Origin of the sequence: Anaerovibrio lipolyticus DSM 3074 (assembly GCF_900141865.1) — a bacterium.
Lineage (GTDB): Bacteria > Bacillota > Negativicutes > Selenomonadales > Selenomonadaceae > Anaerovibrio > Anaerovibrio lipolyticus.
In genome coordinates, this window is sequence record NZ_FQYW01000006.1 from 70,809 (window position 1) to 88,837 (window position 18,029).

At 43.6% G+C, this 18,029-nt stretch carries 16 protein-coding genes; 1 reads left to right on the forward strand and 15 read right to left on the reverse strand.

Features of this window, described 5'->3' with window-relative positions:
* Nucleotides 1-162: 162 nt before the first annotated feature.
* Nucleotides 163-1,959, reverse strand: a complete 1,797-nt coding sequence (lepA, locus tag B6K08_RS03525; RefSeq protein WP_039207059.1) for a translation elongation factor 4 — start codon at nucleotides 1,957-1,959, stop codon at nucleotides 163-165.
* A 188-nt stretch (nucleotides 1,960-2,147) separates the two neighbouring features.
* Between lepA and rpsT the strand changes: the two genes are divergently transcribed.
* Nucleotides 2,148-2,411 (forward strand): 30S ribosomal protein S20, encoded by a 264-nt coding sequence (gene rpsT / locus B6K08_RS03530; protein ID WP_027397281.1) that lies wholly within the window; start codon nucleotides 2,148-2,150, stop codon nucleotides 2,409-2,411.
* Nucleotides 2,412-2,469: 58 nt separating this feature from the next.
* Here the strand turns inward: rpsT and holA are convergent, their stop codons facing one another.
* The 14 genes from holA to dhaK form a co-directional block, all read right to left on the reverse strand.
* The gene (gene holA, locus B6K08_RS03535; protein WP_159446676.1) at nucleotides 2,470-3,540 is read right to left on the reverse strand and encodes a DNA polymerase III subunit delta; all 1,071 of its coding nucleotides are present in this window, start codon (nucleotides 3,538-3,540) and stop codon (nucleotides 2,470-2,472) included.
* 28 nt (nucleotides 3,541-3,568) lie between these two features.
* On the reverse strand, nucleotides 3,569-5,932 hold the full coding sequence (locus B6K08_RS03540; protein WP_159446677.1) for a DNA internalization-related competence protein ComEC/Rec2: 2,364 nt from the start codon (nucleotides 5,930-5,932) through the stop codon (nucleotides 3,569-3,571).
* A 39-nt stretch (nucleotides 5,933-5,971) separates the two neighbouring features.
* Nucleotides 5,972-6,571, reverse strand: a complete 600-nt coding sequence (locus B6K08_RS03545; RefSeq protein WP_080325400.1) for a ComEA family DNA-binding protein — start codon at nucleotides 6,569-6,571, stop codon at nucleotides 5,972-5,974.
* 144 nt (nucleotides 6,572-6,715) lie between these two features.
* On the reverse strand, nucleotides 6,716-7,213 hold the full coding sequence (gene queF / locus B6K08_RS03550; RefSeq protein WP_039207063.1) for a preQ(1) synthase: 498 nt from the start codon (nucleotides 7,211-7,213) through the stop codon (nucleotides 6,716-6,718).
* Nucleotides 7,214-7,252: 39 nt separating this feature from the next.
* The gene (locus tag B6K08_RS03555) at nucleotides 7,253-8,971 is read right to left on the reverse strand and encodes a bifunctional diguanylate cyclase/phosphodiesterase (RefSeq protein WP_080325401.1); all 1,719 of its coding nucleotides are present in this window, start codon (nucleotides 8,969-8,971) and stop codon (nucleotides 7,253-7,255) included.
* A 157-nt stretch (nucleotides 8,972-9,128) separates the two neighbouring features.
* Entirely contained in the window at nucleotides 9,129-11,066 is a 1,938-nt protein-coding gene (locus tag B6K08_RS03560) for a TRAP transporter permease (RefSeq protein ID WP_080325402.1), read from the reverse strand.
* Nucleotides 11,067-11,092: 26 nt separating this feature from the next.
* On the reverse strand, nucleotides 11,093-11,629 hold the full coding sequence (locus B6K08_RS03565) for a DUF1850 domain-containing protein (RefSeq protein ID WP_080325403.1): 537 nt from the start codon (nucleotides 11,627-11,629) through the stop codon (nucleotides 11,093-11,095).
* Between the two features lie 6 nt (nucleotides 11,630-11,635).
* Nucleotides 11,636-12,586, reverse strand: coding sequence for a TAXI family TRAP transporter solute-binding subunit (locus B6K08_RS03570; RefSeq protein WP_051555464.1), 951 nt, complete (start codon nucleotides 12,584-12,586; stop codon nucleotides 11,636-11,638).
* Nucleotides 12,587-12,746: 160 nt separating this feature from the next.
* Entirely contained in the window at nucleotides 12,747-13,487 is a 741-nt protein-coding gene (locus tag B6K08_RS03575) for a tRNA threonylcarbamoyladenosine dehydratase (RefSeq protein WP_080325404.1), read from the reverse strand.
* Between the two features lie 11 nt (nucleotides 13,488-13,498).
* Nucleotides 13,499-14,689, reverse strand: coding sequence for a cell division protein FtsZ (gene ftsZ, locus B6K08_RS03580; RefSeq protein ID WP_159446678.1), 1,191 nt, complete (start codon nucleotides 14,687-14,689; stop codon nucleotides 13,499-13,501).
* Nucleotides 14,690-14,742: 53 nt separating this feature from the next.
* On the reverse strand, nucleotides 14,743-15,633 hold the full coding sequence (locus B6K08_RS03585) for a DMT family transporter (protein WP_080325406.1): 891 nt from the start codon (nucleotides 15,631-15,633) through the stop codon (nucleotides 14,743-14,745).
* Between the two features lie 257 nt (nucleotides 15,634-15,890).
* On the reverse strand, nucleotides 15,891-16,277 hold the full coding sequence (dhaM, locus tag B6K08_RS03590; RefSeq protein WP_027397271.1) for a dihydroxyacetone kinase phosphoryl donor subunit DhaM: 387 nt from the start codon (nucleotides 16,275-16,277) through the stop codon (nucleotides 15,891-15,893).
* 72 nt (nucleotides 16,278-16,349) lie between these two features.
* Nucleotides 16,350-16,955, reverse strand: a complete 606-nt coding sequence (gene dhaL / locus B6K08_RS03595) for a dihydroxyacetone kinase subunit DhaL (protein ID WP_080325407.1) — start codon at nucleotides 16,953-16,955, stop codon at nucleotides 16,350-16,352.
* 41 nt (nucleotides 16,956-16,996) lie between these two features.
* Nucleotides 16,997-17,986 carry a dihydroxyacetone kinase subunit DhaK gene (gene dhaK, locus B6K08_RS03600; protein WP_027397269.1) on the reverse strand — a complete coding sequence of 330 codons (990 nt, stop codon included), beginning with the start codon at nucleotides 17,984-17,986 and terminating at the stop codon, nucleotides 16,997-16,999.
* Nucleotides 17,987-18,029 lie beyond the last annotated feature (43 nt).

Here is an 18,029-nt window from a genome sequence, read left to right on the forward strand (position 1 = left end):
TTTTTTTCATACTTACACAGTGAGAAAACATCCACTGTTTGAGCGAAGCAACACCAATCGTATAAAGGCGAGCGAGTTTGGATTTTTCTCACTGACTAATTGAAAGAAAAAAAATAGTTTTAGTGACGAAGCCGAGCGAAGGACAACACTATTTTGACGTATTTAATCTATATTGAGTATTGCCATGAATGCTTCCTGTGGCACCTCTACCCTGCCCACAGCCTTCATGCGCTTTTTACCTTCCTTCTGTTTTTCCAGCAGCTTGCGCTTACGGGAAATATCACCGCCATAGCACTTGGCCAATACGTCCTTACGCAATGCACGGACATTCTCACGGGCAATAATCTTATTGCCGATAGCTGCCTGAATTGGAATCTCAAACATCTGCTGAGGAATAATGGTCTTCAGCTTAGCAGCCAGAGAACGACCACGGGAAGCCGCATTATCCACATGAACAATGGTAGACAGAGCATCCACCGCTTCACCGTTCATAAGGATATCCAGCTTAACCAGCTTCGCTGGTTGATAATCCGCCAACTCATAATCCAGGGACGCATAGCCTCTGGTGGAGGATTTCAGCTTATCAAAATAATCATAGATTATTTCACTGAGAGGAATATGATAAATTACCATAACCCGGTTCACATCCAGATAGTCCATGCTCTTGAACTCACCGCGCTTATTCTGGGAAATCTCCATAACAGCGCCCACGAAATCCTTTGGCACGATTACCGTGGCCTTAACGAATGGCTCCTCGATATGATCAATGGTAGTAGGGTCAGGCAGGTCGGATGGATTATCCACCGTTACCATTTCCCCATCAGTCTTAAATACGTGATAAATAACACTTGGAGCGGTTGTTATAAGCTTCAGATTATACTCACGCTCCAGGCGCTCCTGAATAACGTCCATGTGAAGAAGTCCCAAGAAGCCACAACGATAGCCAAAGCCAAGGGCAATGGAGGTCTCTGGCTCAAAAACCAGGGCAGCATCGTTAAGCTGCAGCTTTTCCAAGGCATCCTTTAAATTATCATAATCTGCACTGTCCACAGGATAAAGGCCGCAGTACACCATCGGAGTAACGCCCCGATAACCAGGCAATGGTTCAGTAACGCCCCCCTCCGCAAGAGTTACAGTATCACCAACCCGCACATCACGAACCTGCTTAAGGGAACCAGCCAAATATCCTACAGAGCCGGGTCCCATTTCCTGAAGCTCCGTGGTCTGAGGACGGAAGCAGCCAATTTCTGTGGCATCAAACACCTTGCCTGTGGCCATCATTTTAAGCCCCATGCCCTTTTTAAGAACGCCGTCCATAATACGGATATGGGCAATGGCACCCTTATAGGAATCAAAATAGGAGTCAAAAATCAGCGCACTTAAAGGTTTGTCCGCCTCTCCGGATGGTGCAGGAATACGCTCCACAATGGCATCAAGTATTTCCTCGATACCCTCACCGGTTTTAGCAGAAGCCAAAATTGCCTCAGAGGCATCCAGGCCAATAACATCCTCAATCTCCTGCTTAACTCTGTCAGGATCCGCGCTTGGCAAATCAATCTTGTTAATAACAGGAATAATTTCCAAATCATGCTCCAATGCCATATAAACATTGGCCAGAGTCTGGGCCTCGACGCCCTGGGCAGCATCCACAATCAGCAGGGCACCCTCACAGGCAGCCAAGCTACGGGAAACCTCATAGGTAAAATCCACATGGCCCGGTGTGTCGATAAGATTCAGGCAATACATTTCCCCGTCCTTACCCTTATAATCAATGCGAACCGTTTGAGCCTTGATAGTAATACCACGCTCCCGCTCCAAATCCATATTGTCCAGCACCTGATTTTCCATTTCACGCTTGGAAAGGGTACCTGTATATTCGATAAGACGATCGGCAATAGTAGACTTGCCATGGTCAATGTGAGCTATAATTGAAAAATTACGAATTTTCTTTGTATCCATAATCTCTTCCCTTCGAGTTAAAAGTAAACACAAATAGTCAAATTATTATAACCCAGTTATTAATATTTTTCCATATTTATATAGAAAAAACTCCCATTGACAGAAAAATAATCATAAATAAAATGTTGCATTTTTCATTTTAGCATGCTAGAATACATAGGTACTGAAATTTCAAGGGGGTGAACTAATTGCCAAACATCAAATCTTCTATTCTGAGTGTAAAGACTGACGCGAAGCGCCATGCTAAGAACCTGGCTGAGAAGTCTCGCGTAAGAACTGCTTCCCGCAAGGTTATGGACGCTGTTGAAGCTGGTAACGTTGAAGAAGCAAAGGCCCTCCTTGCACTTGCATGCAAGACTATCGACCAGGCTGCTGCAAATCATGTATATCACAAGAATTGTGCAAGCCGTAAGAAGTCCCGTTTAGCTCGCAAGGTTAACGCAATGGCATAATGATTCGCATGAAATAAAAGCCTGTCTCCCATGGAGGCAGGCTTTATTACATTGCACTTTATTTATTATTGGCACAAAGACTAATAATTACCCCTTCTACCTCAGCGTTATCCAGACGGCCCGTTTTGGCTCCCAAATCACATTCTGCCAACTGGAGGAAGGCATTTTTAAGGGTTTCCTCTGAAAAGCCCTGACATTCTCTAATTATTTTTTTAATTATAAAGGGATGAGATACCCCAATGGCCTGTCCCAAGGCCTTATCCCTAAGTCCCTTCTTCAGCATAGTTTTCGCCTGCCACATCTGACGAACGAAATGTACCAGCTGACCTATTATAGGTACTATATATACTCCCTGCTCCTGCTGCTTATTAAACAGGTACAGGGCTTTTTTTATGTCGTGATTGCTTATGGCATCATTCATGGCAAAGCCGTAAATCTCCGGCATATCAGAAAAAACCTGCACCAGAGTATCACGATTTATTAGCTTTTGCTCAGGCCCCATAAACAAGGACAGCTTTTCCATTTCCTTGTCCAGAAAACCCAGAGGAATATTCTCCATCATACTCACAGCCCGTACAAAATAGGCATGGGCCTCCCTGTCCATGGTTTTATGAATCTCCTGGAGCTTTCCCTGCAACCATTCATCAATATTGTAGGCCTTTACTGGCGCAGCCTCCATAATCTGAGCGTGCTTGGAAAATTCCTTATAGAGCTTCTTCCTGCCATCCGCCTTTCCCCGAAGCTCAAAAATAACAATGCTGAAATCAGGCATATTGGCAAACAGCTTATAGAGACGCTCCTCCATTGCAGATGCCTGCTTTGCTGAGTCCTTGCCAGCAGCTTCATTTTCGGCACTCTTTTTTGCCTTAAACATTATAGCATCTCTTACAATAATTACATTTTTAGGCGAAAAAAACGGCACTGTTTCCACCATACCAACGAAATCCACAATGGACAGACTGGTGCCGTCTACAAGCTGCACATCCTCAACATTATATCCCTTAGGAAACAAGGTATTTAAAATTGCTTCTTCAGCCTTCTGTATATAATAGGATTCCTCTCCGGACAATAAATAAAGCCAGCTGATGTCTCCCTTTTTTAAGCGTGTTTTCAATTCCCCAAAATTCATATAATCACCTTCGTATATCATACAGTGCTTATTTATCATACACTATTTGAGCATCAACACGCAATTTTTCTCCATCACTATAAAATACAACCGCTCCATTTTCATCTGTTCTCAATACCTTACTGTCAGTACAGCTTTCCAGTCTTTGCAAAATTTCTTTTTTAGGATGACCAAAGCTATTGCCATATCCCACACTGATAACGCTCCATTTAGGCTTTACTGCCCTCAGGAACTCCTGGGAGCTTGAAGTGTTGCTTCCATGATGGCCCACCTTCAAAACTGTGCTTTCCAGAGGAGTCCCCCTACTGCATAATATGCTTTCATGTTCACTGGACAAATCCCCGGTAAAAAGAAAACTATGCTTACCATAGGATACCCTTATCAAATTGGAAAACTCATTTCCCGTACTTCCACCAGTTTTATTTTCCTCCGGAGCATATAATACCTGAATCCGTACACCGTCAAGGTTCATCTCAGTACCTTCCTTAAGAACCACCATGGGCTCTGTTTTCACGGCCGGATTTAAGCCACCAAAGGTTTTTAAATAGGCCCCTTGGCCTTCATGGCCTATCATAACAGCCCCCACTGATATTTTTCCCAATATGCCACTTACTCCCTTGGCATGATCATCATGGGCATGGGTAAGCATTATAAAATCCAGCTTTCTTACCCCATAGTGAAGCAAATACGGCACATCCACCCTGGCACCTATATCATAAGCCCCCTGACGGGTACCTCCCGTATCAATCATAAAGGCATGCCCATTTGGAGTTACTATAAGAGCCGCATCCCCCTGCCCCACATCAATAAAGTGAACCTGCATTTCATTTGGCCTAATTGCATAGCTAATTACAGCTACAGCCAACAGCAACGCCACTCCACCACCAATTATTTTTCTGCCTTTCCTTTCGTTTTTTACAATACACCACAAATTGCTGAGCTTATTGCGAAAATAAGCTCTTTTATCCTCAGGCATAATAAAAATTAACAATAATACATAGTACATCCCCCAAAATGTTACGCAAAGAGTTGGCAAATAAACCTGACTCCCCGGCAGCCTGGCTATAATTCTGGTCATTTCGTATGCCAATCCCAAAAGCATCGAGGATACAATAAAAATGAATTGCCCCAGCATCGGAAGAAACCCAACCAAGACGCCTGCCAGCAGGCTTATCACAATAATCAATTCCACCACTGGAGCCACCACAAGATTTGCCAACAAGGAGCTTATGGATATTACATTGAAGTACCAAGCTATAAAGGGCAAAACAACCAGCTGTGCACCCAAGGTTACTCCCAAAGAATCAGCCACATAATGAGGTAAATACTTTCTCAAATATCTGCCAATTAGCGGTGATATATAAAGCAATCCAGCCGTAGCCCCAAAGGATAGCTGAAAGGATATATCAAAAAGGGAAAGTGGCCATATCAACAATAATCCCAAGGCCGTAACGCTCAAAATATGCCGAGCATCCTTTTCCCGTCCCAAAGACAGGGCCATAACAGTTAATATTCCCATAATTGCCGAGCGAATAACCGGGGTGGTAAAGCCTGCCAACAAACTGTATACTACAATAATCACTGTTGCCAAAAGGGAAGTCAGGTCACCTCTCAATCCCAGTAATCGCCCTATAACATTGGCGGTGCCAGCCATCAAAGTGATATGGGAACCGGATACTGAGAGAATATGAATCAAGCCTGTAATCGTAAAGGCCTCCAGCAGCTCCGGCTTAATACCTCCATAACCTCCAAATAACATGGCAAATATGGCAGCACTATCCTCTCTGGGCATAACAGCCTCCATCTGACTTTTATATAAATGACGTATTTTCTCAGCCACCCGTGACATTATATTTTTTTCTTGCCCCGTAAGCTCAATGCTGTATTTCCCTGCAGACATCTGACCATGAATTCCCTGGGCAAAATTGACCATTATCATATCTATACGCCCGGGATTTTGATAGTCATGGAGCTTCATCAATTTACCACTGAATTTGATTTGATCCCCTGAACGCCCATATTTTTCTTCGCCGTATTCCCCTTCCCCCAACAGCCCCTTATGGTTATCAAAAGAAGTGTCATTGGCATACAAAATAATTTTTCCGTGGGTATCGGTCCATTTCCCTCCTACAAGAACCTGATTACTGGCTATTACATATTTTATATGACGCTTACCAGCATCATCAATACGCATCGCAGGTGCATTCACCAGCTCTCCCACCACTGTAATCTCCCGTTCCGCCCATTGGCCAATATCTCCCTGATCCATATTCATGCCGGGTAAACAGGCAAACTTCCTTCCAAGTAGTATTGCCACAATAAGCAAAACCAGCAACCCGTTTACCAATACCTTAGGTGACAGCCGTCCATTAAACATATTGTTCTCCATCATTCTTCCACATCGAATAAATCCCATTTAAATGTCGGCTATTTAAATGGTTATTTTAGGCGCCATTTTTTCAAACTTTGCCTTGCCAATCCCCTTGATTTTCTTTAAATCTTCTATATCCTCAAAAGTACCGTTCTGAGCTCTGTAATCAATTATTCTCTGGGCTGTTGCCTTTCCTACGCCTGGAATCCTTGTCAATTCCTCAATGCCGGCTGTGTTGATATTGATTTTGCCATCAGCCGATTCCCCTTTTCCTGGTAAGGCAGTCCCCTGCCCCATTCCCTCACTACCGGGATTCATATTCCTTGACTGTACCTTTATCTGCATCCCATCCTTAATCCCCTCCGCCAAATTAATGTTTTCTGCATTGGCATTGGGAAGCAGGCCTCCACAGCTGTTTATGGCATCTCCCACACGACTGTTGGGACTTAGCAGCACTACTCCAGGATTCTTCACCGCCCCACAAACATATACTGCAATATTAGCTGCTCCACCACGCTCCTCTGTGGTATTATCCAGTGTCTGTCCGCTGGTTGCCTCGTTTTCAAGGGTTTCATCACTGCCCAGCTGCCAATAGGTTATACCAACTGCAAGTAATAATATCCCCGCTAACATTAGTAGTGATTTTTTAACAATATCCATGTTCCCACCTTCTTTTTTAATTAAATTATATATTATTATTAAATATTTTCAATATGATACTCTACTTATTTTTCTATTTTAATGCAAAAAAATACCCCTGCATAAAATATACAGGAGTATTCTAAACACTCATTAATAATTATTTTATCGGTTATCCACTTTGTCCATAAAGGCCAAATCATGTTGCTGAAATCTGTGCCAGGCCAGCTCCTCAAACTTGGTTCCAGGGCGACCATAGTTGGTATAAGGATCAATGGAAATACCACCCCTTGGAAGGAACTTGCCCCACACCTCAATATACTTTGGGTTCATAAGCTTAATAAGATCCTTCTTGATAATATTCACCACATCCTCATGGAAATCACCATGATTGCGGAAACTGAACAAATACAGCTTCAGTGACTTGCTTTCCACCATCTTAATATCAGGTACATAGGAAATATAGATGGTAGCAAAATCCGGCTGCCCTGTAATAGGGCACAGGGAAGTAAATTCAGGACAGTTGAACTTTACCCAATAGTCATTGTCCGGATGCTTGTTATCAAAGGTCTCCAGCACCCCCGGATCATATTCGAAACCATATTTAGTATTCTGATTGCCCAATAGGGTAATCTCCGGCATTTCTTCCTTATCTCTTGGCATAGAATCTCCTAAAACAAACTACAACTTTACAAAAACACTCTATTCCGCGCTGGTGGATTCACCTTTAAAATATTTCAATTCGAAGGTTTCCGGCGACTCAGGACGACCAAACAAATATCCCTGAATACAGTCAGCATGGCATATATCCCTAAGGAGGGCATATTCCTCCTCGGTTTCCACGCCTTCTATACAACATTTGATATTAACACTATGGCACAAATCCACAGTAACCCCTACAAGTCGACGGTCAAAGGCATTATCCTTCTCTGTAATGTGAGTAACAAAGGCCCGGTCAATCTTTACGATATCACAGGACAAATTTTTCAAATAAGCCAAAGAAGAATAGCCTGTACCAAAATCATCCATGGCAATCCTTATACCCAGCTTGCGGAAATCATCAAACTGGCGGTTAATATTGCTCCAATCAGACACGATGGTTGATTCCGTCAGCTCCAGCACGATTTGCTCCGGGGCAATCTCATACCGCTTCAGACAGTCCACCACAAAATCCTTGAAGGAAGCATCCTTAATCTGCTCATAGGACAAATTGATGCTGATGCTCATGTCCGGATTAATCTTCTGCCACTCCTTGCACTGCTTAACAGCAGTTTCAAAAATCCAGTGTCCCACCGGAATAATCATCTTGGTTTCCTCAAGAATACGGATAAATTCCATCGGTGAAACCATGCGTCCCTTAGGATTGCGCCAACGAAGCAAAGCCTCCGCACCAATAATTCTATTTTCCTTGGCACTGACCTGTGGCTGATAAAACAGAGAAAATCCTTCACAGCCCCGCTCAATACTTACCCTGAGATCATCACGCATACTCAGTGAACGTATCCAGCGATTGTAGTTCTCCTTTGAAAAAATACAATTCTTGTTTTTACCATCCTTTTTGGCCAAATCCAAGGCAGCCTCTGCATGCTTATGAAGAACCAGATAGTCCTTGCCAGCCTGAGGGAACAACACAGTACCACAGGAAACAGTACAGAAAAATTGCTTGCCGTCAATATTATGAGGACGGGCAAAGCTTTTCTGAATACTTCCGTAAATATCTTCAACCTTTTCTGTGTCCACATCCTGTATAACCAGGGCGAATTCGTCACCGTCCATCTTATACAGCATTACCCCAGCTGGTAATACATCTGATATCATCTTTGCAGCCAGCTTCAGCACCTCATCACCGTAGTGACGGTTATAGGTTTCATTAACGATTTTAAAATTATCGATTCCGAGCACCATCAAAGCCCCGCCGGTTCCATCCACGCGATACCGGTTCAAGGCTACCTTGACAGCATGTTCAAATTGATACTTGTTCAGCAATCCCGTAAGCTCATCGGCATGATTTCTCTGGGCCAGCTTTTTGATACAGCCAAGAAACAAGAAAGGCTTATCCGTACGGGTATCAAAGGCATACTGCCCACGACAACGCACCCATACATAATCTCCTTTTCTGTTCTTCACACGATATTCATAATCGTGGCCAATATTAGCCTTTCTGGATTCCGGTATCTTCATGGATTCATAAAAACCGTCCAAATCATCCGGATGAATCAACGGTGTCCAATAACGATCCATATCGTAGAAGCACTCACTGGGAACCTCAAAGTCATTGACCATATTAGCCGATACCGTAATCAGATTCTCATCAAGGTCAGTAGCAAAATAATAATCATCCGTGGTTCGCTGAATCATTTTGAAAAATAAGGATATTCGTCTGAGAATAGAGCCTTGTGGGATATTCGTACGCTTATTCATTGATATCACTCATCCCCCAATCGCAGATACTAGCACTCTTATATACAATGATATACAAATTCCCCTTTTTATTCAATATTTTTAGCCAAAAAAGAAACATCCCGAATTACATTTTCCAAGTAACTCAGGATGCTGTTATTAGTCACAAAATTAAGTTTTATGCTGCAGCTGCTTCTCTGCTAGTGCGGCGTTTTCTCTGCAACAGCATGATTGCAACTAAGATGATCATACCAGGAATATCGGTTTCGACACCTGGAATAATCATCAAAATACCACCTACAAAGAGGATAACCCGTTCAATAGGCTTGCTGTGATCGGCCAGATAGCCAATCATTGCAGAGCTTACACCAACCATTCCCAATATTGCCGTGACCGTGGAGAATATCAATCCAAAGGCCGTGGCATTTATCATCAATATCATTGGCGACATTACAAATATGTACGGTATGATGAAGGCTCCTATAGCCAGCTTCGACGCATTTACACCTGTCATCAGCGGTTTACCGCCACTGATACCCGAGGCCGCATAGGCCGCCAAGGCTACAGGTGGTGTTACATCCGCAATTATTCCGAAGTAGAACACGAACATGTGGGCAGCCAATACCGGTACACCCATCTGCACAAGAGCCGGAGCCGCAATAGTTGATGTAATTACATAGTTTGCGGTGGTAGGAACGCCCATGCCCAAAATGATTGAAGTAATCATGGTAAAGAACATTGTAAGGAGCAAATTGCCTCCGGACAATGCCAAGAGACCAGATGCCAGCTTCAAGCCAATACCAGTCTTGGTTACAACACCAATAATGATACCTGCGGAAGCACATGCAATAACAACGCCCAATACATTACGGGCACCAGCCTCCAAGCCCTTGATAATCTCGATTGGCTTCATGCGGGTGGACTTTCTTAAAGCAGATGCCACAATAGAAAGCACAATTGCTACCAGTGCAGCACGCATTGGAGTATAACCGGTTACCAACAGATAAACAATAACTACCAGCGGAATAGCCAAATGACCGCGTTCCTTGAAGATAACCCATGCCTTTGGCAGCTGATCACGAGGTACACCCTTCAAATTATTGCGCTTGGCTTCTAGATGAACACCCAGCCACAAGCCTGTAAAGTACAAAATTGCTGGAATTACAGCAGCTGCGACGATATCAATATAAGGCACACCTACAAACTCCGCCATGAGAAATGCAGCAGCGCCCATTACTGGTGGCATCAGCTGACCACCAGTGGAGGATGCGGCCTCAACTGCTCCCGCAAATTCCTTGCGATAGCCCAGCTTTTTCATCATTGGGATAGTAAAGCTTCCGGTGCCGGCAACATTAGCAACGGAGCTTCCGGATACAGTACCCATAAGGGCACTGGAAAGTACAGCTACCTTTGCCGGGCCACCACTGGCCCAACCAGCTATTGCATTGGCAATATCGATGAAGAATTTGCCCAATCCAGTTGATTCCAGATAAGCACCAAACAAAATAAACAGGAATATGAAGGTCGACGATACCCCCAACGGAATACCAAAAATACCCTCAGTAGTAAAATACAAGTGACCTACCAGCTGTTCTATGGACAATCCTCTGTGAGCAAGAACTCCAGGCATATAAGGTCCTGCAAATGCGTAGGTTAAAAATACCAACACCACAACAACCATTGGGATACCAACTACACGGCGAGTGGCCTCCACCACCAGCAGCAGACCGAGAACACCAATTATCATATCTGTAGGTGTTACCATACCAGCACGCATGGCCAGCTCACGGTACATAATACAGATGTAAGCAGGTGCTGCAGCACCCAATATTGACAGGAGCACATCAAATGGGTGGACTTTGGTTCTGGACCAGGATTTTCTGGTAGGATAAAGTAAATATGACAGCGCCAAGGCGAACCCTAAATGCACAGCTCTCTGGAGCTGGGCATCCAGTACACCAAAGATAGCGGTATATAACTGGAATACTGAAAACGTAATTGCAATGGCCGAAACAATCTTGGCCATAACCCCTGTATACAGCATAGTATCTGACTCTTTATCGTACTTTTTCAGCACTTCGGCGGCCAGTTCTTTTTCATCTTTTTCTTCTGCCATAGCTGTATAATCCCTCCTTCTTACCGTTACCTTAAAAAGGTCTTATATCTAGGTATAATAACAATATCTATTTTTTGACCAGGCTCAAACATTTCATAAAGCTCAAATTTCTGATCATCAACCGTAACCGTCAGCTTAGTACCCACTCCAGTACGCAGGTTCAATTCATTGAAGTGACGGTTCATATCATCCATAATAAAGGCATTTCCTTCCTGTCGGAAGGCACCATCTGACTCCATAAAAGGCAATCCAACACCAAAGGAATGATATTTGGTGGAATTCAGCACAAAACCTTTTAGCTTCTCATCGGGGACGAGAAACTCCTCCACTAAAGTCTTTTGTACTGAATGTATAAAGCTTATTTCCAGTTTGGTTTCTGGTGTAACATTCATAGTTACAACTTTTTGAGTTTCATTTCCATATATACTGAGCATTGGCCTTGTCAGCCACCAGCCGGTACAGCACAAGACCAATACCAGTATACATGATGCAAGTATTCTTTTTATCATTTTAAAAAGGGGAGCTGAAAGAATGGCTTCTATAACAGCTCCCATAGCTTTCATATTCTCTTACTCTTTAAAGAACTTCTCAGCACCGGCATTCATAGGAATTGGCATACCCTTAACTGCGCCTTCCTTGCTAATAGCCTTTGCTGCTGCATGTGCTGCCTGAATGCGATCAAGGTGAGTGAAGAGAGCCTTGGTGATTTCATAACCAAGAGCATCGTCAACCTTGTCAGAGCATACGAGCATAGCCATAACAGAAATAGCCTCTACTGGCTCAGTCATGCCATAAGTACCTGCTGGAATAGTAACCTTGGTGTAGAATGGATACTTGGCAATCAAAGCATCAGCCTTTGCAGCCTCTACAGGAAGCAGACGAACCTTGTTCTGGGAAGCAATATCCTGTACTGCAGCAGTAGGATAACCAGCGGTGAGGAATGCTGCATCAACGTTACCGTCCTTTAATGCGCTTGCAGCCTCACTGAAGGAAAGGAACTGCTCATCAATATCATCATAAGTAATGCCATAAGCGGCGAGAATCTGACGTGCATTGGCCTCAGCACCACTACCCATAGCACCTACTGCAACGCGCTTACCCTTCAAATCTGCAATTGTCTTGATGCCCTTACCATCAAGAGTTACAATCTGACAGGTCTCTGGATACAGAGTAGCAATACCCTTAATGTTTTCTACCTTCTTGCCTTCGAACATCTCTGTGCCGTTAGCAGCATAGTAGGTAATATCGTTCTGAACGATAGCCAGATCCACCTGACCTTCTTTCAACATATTGATGTTTGCTACAGTTGCACCAGTACTCTGAGCGCTTGCGTTCATGCCCTTAATCTCATTGTTCAGGATCTCAGACATTGCGCCACCGATTGGATAGTAGGTACCAGCAGTACCACCAGTAGCAATGTTCAGGAATTTCTTACCGCCATCGCCGCCGCAACCTGCAACCAGTGCAATAATTGTCACCAGCATGACGCTTAACAGAGAAAGTTTGCCAAACAGTTTCATTTCTTATTCCTCCTTATACATTTACACCTCAAAACCCCTTATAAAGTTTTGGCATACAACAAATAATATTATATCATAATATTATTTTATTGTCATAGTAGATATAACAAAATTGTTAAATTATAATGTATACACGGAAATAACCAAACCAAGGTTAATTTTATCGTTCAATTAACCCATTACACAGATCCTTCACTACCTCACTGGCTACGATAAGGCCGGCAACTGAAGGAACGAACGACACGCTGCCTGGAACAGCCTTTTTTGATGCACCATTGGAAGCATCATCTGTCTCCCCAGATTTTTTCTTTGGCTTAATAGGTTCTTCTTTGGAATAGACCACCTTAAGCTTCTTCACTCCCAGCTTTTTCAGCTTCTGACGCATCACTCTTGCCAAGGGACACACGCTGGTTTTATATATATCCGAAACCTCAAATTCTGCCGGATTAAGCTTATTGCCAGCTCCCATGCTGCTGATAATCGGTATTCCCATTTTATCAGCCTGCACAGCCAAGTCTATTTTGGCTGTCACTGTGTCTATGGCATCCACAATATAATCAATCTTCCCCTTGAGGAATTTATCCCGGTTATCTGGCAGATAAAAATCCTCAATTGTTTCTACCACCGCCTTTGGATTAATCTCCTTTATGCGTTCAGCCATAAGCCTGGTCTTGTACTGCCCCACTGTACTTGTGAGTGCATGTAACTGCCGGTTGATATTGCTTACACTGACTACATCATTGTCTATAAGCAAAAAATGCCCGATACCGCATCTGGCCAAGGCTTCAACGGTATATGAACCAACACCACCAACACCAAAAATAACTACACGGCTACCGGACATCTTCGTCAGAGCCACTTCTCCCAGAAGCAGCTCTGTCCTTTCAAAACGAGTTTCCATAAATCTATTTATTAATCTTTCTTTTCTTCTATTTTAACTGCATTTACACTGCTACCTCCCATGTGGGCAGGACGCTTCATAAAGCCAATAAGCTCAGGACCATCATTGGTCTGAACATTTCCCTCTGCATCTGGCTGAGGCTCTGGCTTTTTATCCACGTAAAGCGGTGGAACAGGATTAGGTGCTTCCACCTTGCCAAACTGAATTGGCTTTACAATGCTGTTTTTATCAGCAAGCACAGCAGGGTCAAAGTTAGTGGCTATAACTGTAGCTCTTACTCTTTCCCCCATATTATCATCAACAACCAAACCAATAATATTCTCTACATCCGGATGGGTGTTATCATAAAGGAATTCATTGGCTTCCCTAACATCATGGAGAGGCAAATCCTTGCTGCCTGTCAGATTTACTATAAGTCCACGGGCACCCTTAATGGATGTCTCAATAAGCGGAGAACTAATTGCAGTCTGAACAGCCTCCAAGGCATTGGCTCCCTCACCCATACCCATGACAGCATCACAGTTCTCACCACTCTTAAAAATGGTTGTAACATCTGCAAAATCCACATTAATAACGCCTGTGGTCTGAATCATTTCCACTATGCTGCTGATGGACTGACGCAATACATCATCCACCATGCTGAAGGACTCACCGACAGACTTCTGTTTAAACTCAGGCAGACGCTGAATATTATCATTTTTAACCTCAACCAGAGCATCCATGTGCTCACGCAGGAGCTTTACGCCATCCCGTGCGACTTCCATTTTACGGCTGCCCTCATGGGAAAATGGTAATGTTACCATACCCACTGTAAGGATGCCCATATCATGGGCAATCTTAGCTACTACAGGTGCCGCACCGGTGCCAACGCCTTTACCCATGCCAGCAGTAATGAATACTAAATCAGCTCCCTGAATTGCCTCTGCAATCTGATCCGCATCAGAAATAGCTGCTGACTGTCCCTTTTCAGGATCGCCACCAGTACCACGACCTCTAGTTAAATTTGCACCTATCAAAACTGCAGGAATACCTGCAGCATCAAGGATTCTGAGCTGACGCACATCCGTATTGACAGCTACAAGCTGGCTCTTGTCCATACCATCCTCAGCAAGACGGGCCAAAACATTATTGCCGCCACCACCGACACCAACGATTTTTATAGTAACAACTGCTCCTCTTATTGAAGAATTAGATTCAGTCATCCTTACAATCCTCCCCATAGTGTAAAAGAATCCCATATTTCTTCTATACTATACTATATTTTAAACGAATGATTTCTTATAATAACACTGCCTTGAGTAATCAGCATTCCCATTAGCATCATCATACAGCCAAACACCTCTATATGGGACATTTGCTCATTAAGCACGAACCAGCCACCCACAGCGCCAAATACTGACTCAAGACTCATTATAATAGCGGCATGAGCTGGTTCTGCATATTTCTGCCCCACAATCTGCAAGGTAAAGGCTATTCCGGAGGACATTACCCCGGCAAAAGCTATTGGAAACCAAGCATCTACAATGTGTTGCCATACTACACTCTCCATGGCAAAGGCGGCTATACCGTTAAGCACAGCACAAACCACCAGCTGAGATGCCGATATATCTATGTTATCCTTTTTATCCGCAAAACGGTCAATATACATAATATGCAATGACCAAAATATAGAGCAGATAAAAGCAAGAACATCACCGTAATTTAAGTCAAAATCTCCCTTTATGGACAAGCAATATAGCCCCACTAGAGCTGCCAAGGCACCTATCCAATTTTCCAGCTTCAATATTTTCCCTATGGCCACTGAAATAATCGGGACAAAAATAATATATAAGCAGGTTATAAATGCTGTTTTACCGGCAGTCGTATACTGCAGCGCACACTGCTGAAAGGCGGAAGCCACAAACATAATTACGCCGGCGCCCATGCCGGCCTTCCAGCCTGAGTAATATTCACCATGCTCCTTGGCATCACGGCGTTTTCCTCTAAAGCCATACCAAATAACAAATATGGCCATAACGCCTACCACATAGCGAGCAAAGCCGTAGGTAAAGGGGCCAATATTGTCCATTCCAACAAGCTGGGCCACAAATGTGATTCCCCAAATAAAAGCTGCCAACAACAGACATAAGCTTCCTCTTAACTTCAATCGATACCCCTCCCGACTACTTTATTATAGCATAATTTGTAAAGAAAAAGGAATATTTTAACAATTTCAAATCATCCTTTTGCTAATTTTTTTAGCCAATTTGTCGTCTAATTTATATATACCATGTAAATTTCCTTTTTATTATAAAGACTATGGTACTATTTCATATTATGTATAAAGAAAAAACTGCGGATGTATGACATCAAACAGCCATATCCGCAGCCTCATATTATGTATTGTTATATTGGTAAAACCAATCAGTTATCTAATTTTTTAGTATCTCTTGCTTCATCAACCTTTTCCTGAAGTTCCTCCAACGGAGTACCCAGTGATGCTTCCAGGGCTACTACAACGCCGCCTTCCACAACAGGACCATCCAGCATAACAATCTTACGGCCTTCCATTGCCTCAATAACCATTTCAGTGGTCATTACAGCACTGCCCATATCCATGAGAACTGCAACACCGTCATCAGAATAAACTTCCTCAACAGCATTGTAAATCTTCTCAAAGCTGGTACCAGGAGTACCATCGTCAAGACCGCCCGCTGCAACAATCTTTGCATCAGAAGCCATCAGTTTTGCCAATTCAACTACGCCCTCGGCCAAAGTCTGGCTATGAGAAACAATAACTACACCAACCATATTTCAATTCTCCTTAAAAGAAAAGCCAGGCCCAGGAGCTTCCCCTAAGCCTGGCTCTAGAAAACTTAATTATCAGATGTTTGCCAACAGGGTCTCCAGCATATAGAATGCGGAGGTTGCGCCAGGGTCCTGATGACCAATACTACGGTCACCAATGTAGCTTGCGCGTCCCTTGGTAGCCTTGATGGTCTTGGTGTACTCCACACCGTCTTCAGCCGCCTTAACAGCCTTGGTCAAAGCATCCTTAAGATCCTCACCAGCCTCTATGCCTTCCTTCAATGCATCAAAAGCAGGGCAGAGAGCGTCCAGCATGGTTTTTTCGCCAGTGGTAGCCTTGCCACGCATCTGGATACCGCCAATGGCAGCCTCCATTGCCTCAACAAGGTCCTTGCCATCCATTTCGTTTTTGCCAGCCAGCTTGGCACCAGCCTTCATAAAAGCAGTACCATAAAGAGGACCGGCAGAACCGCCAACGGTGGATACCAGTGTCATACCAGTTGTTTTAAGGATACTTCCAATATCCTTTCCAGCCATAGCATCCAATTTTGCTACAACTGCATCAAAACCCTTAGCCATGTTTACACCGTGATCACCATCAGCAATCTCGTTGTCAAGTTCAGTGAGATAATCCTTTTCTTCATCGATCTTGGCAGCAATAGCCTTCAAGATGTCAATCATCTGTGCATTAGTAATCGTTTTAAACAGCTCCCCTCAGTTTATTAGCGCTTCAGAGCTGGTGTATCTGCCTTTGCATTGTACAAGGACTTAAGTTCATCATCCAGACGAAGCAGAGTAATGGAGAAACCAGCCATCTCAATAGATGTCATATAGTTTCCTACCATAGTATCATAAATCTTAATACCCTTCTTGTCCAGATAATCATGAACGAAATTGTTAACAATGTACAATTCCATAAGAGGAGTACCACCCATGCCATTGACAATAACAGCTACTTCCTTGCCAACAAAATCAATATCATCAGTAATCTTATTGAGGAGCTCCTCAGCAATAGCATTGGCAGGCTTTAAAGCCTCACGGGAAGTACCTGGCTCACCATGGATACCGATACCGATTTCCATCTCATTGTCAGCAAGCTCAAAACCAGGCTTGCCAGCTGCTGGCATGGTGCATGCTGTAATAGCCATACCCATGGTGCGAACGTTGGCAATAACCTTTTCAGCTACGGCCTTAACCTCTTCCAGGCTGGCCCCCTTCTCTGCCAATGCACCGGCAATCTTGTGTACCAGAACAGTACCAGCTACGCCACGACGGCCAGTAGTGTAAAGGGAATCCTTAACAGCTACATCATCGTTTACTACTACATAATCAGCCTTGATGCCCTCATCCTTGGCCATATCAATAGCCATCTCAAAGTTCATGATATCACCGGTGTAGTTCTTTACGATACAGAGAACACCTTTATCAGTTGCTACAGCTTTAATGGCCTCGTAAATCTGGTCTGGAGTAGGAGATGTAAATACAGCACCTGCTACTGCACCGTCCAGCATGCCTTCCCCAACATAACCGCCATGTGCAGGCTCATGACCACTACCGCCACCGGAAACCAATGCAACCTTGCCTTCTTTTTTGTTGGCTCTTACTACAACAGTACCGCAATCCAATTTACGGAGCTTATCTGGTGCAGATTTTACCAAGCCAAGAATCATTTCCTCTTCAACATTTACAACTTCGTTAATGAGCTTCTTCATAAAAATCCCTCCTGAAAAGTTAATAACCACTACTACCCCTGTC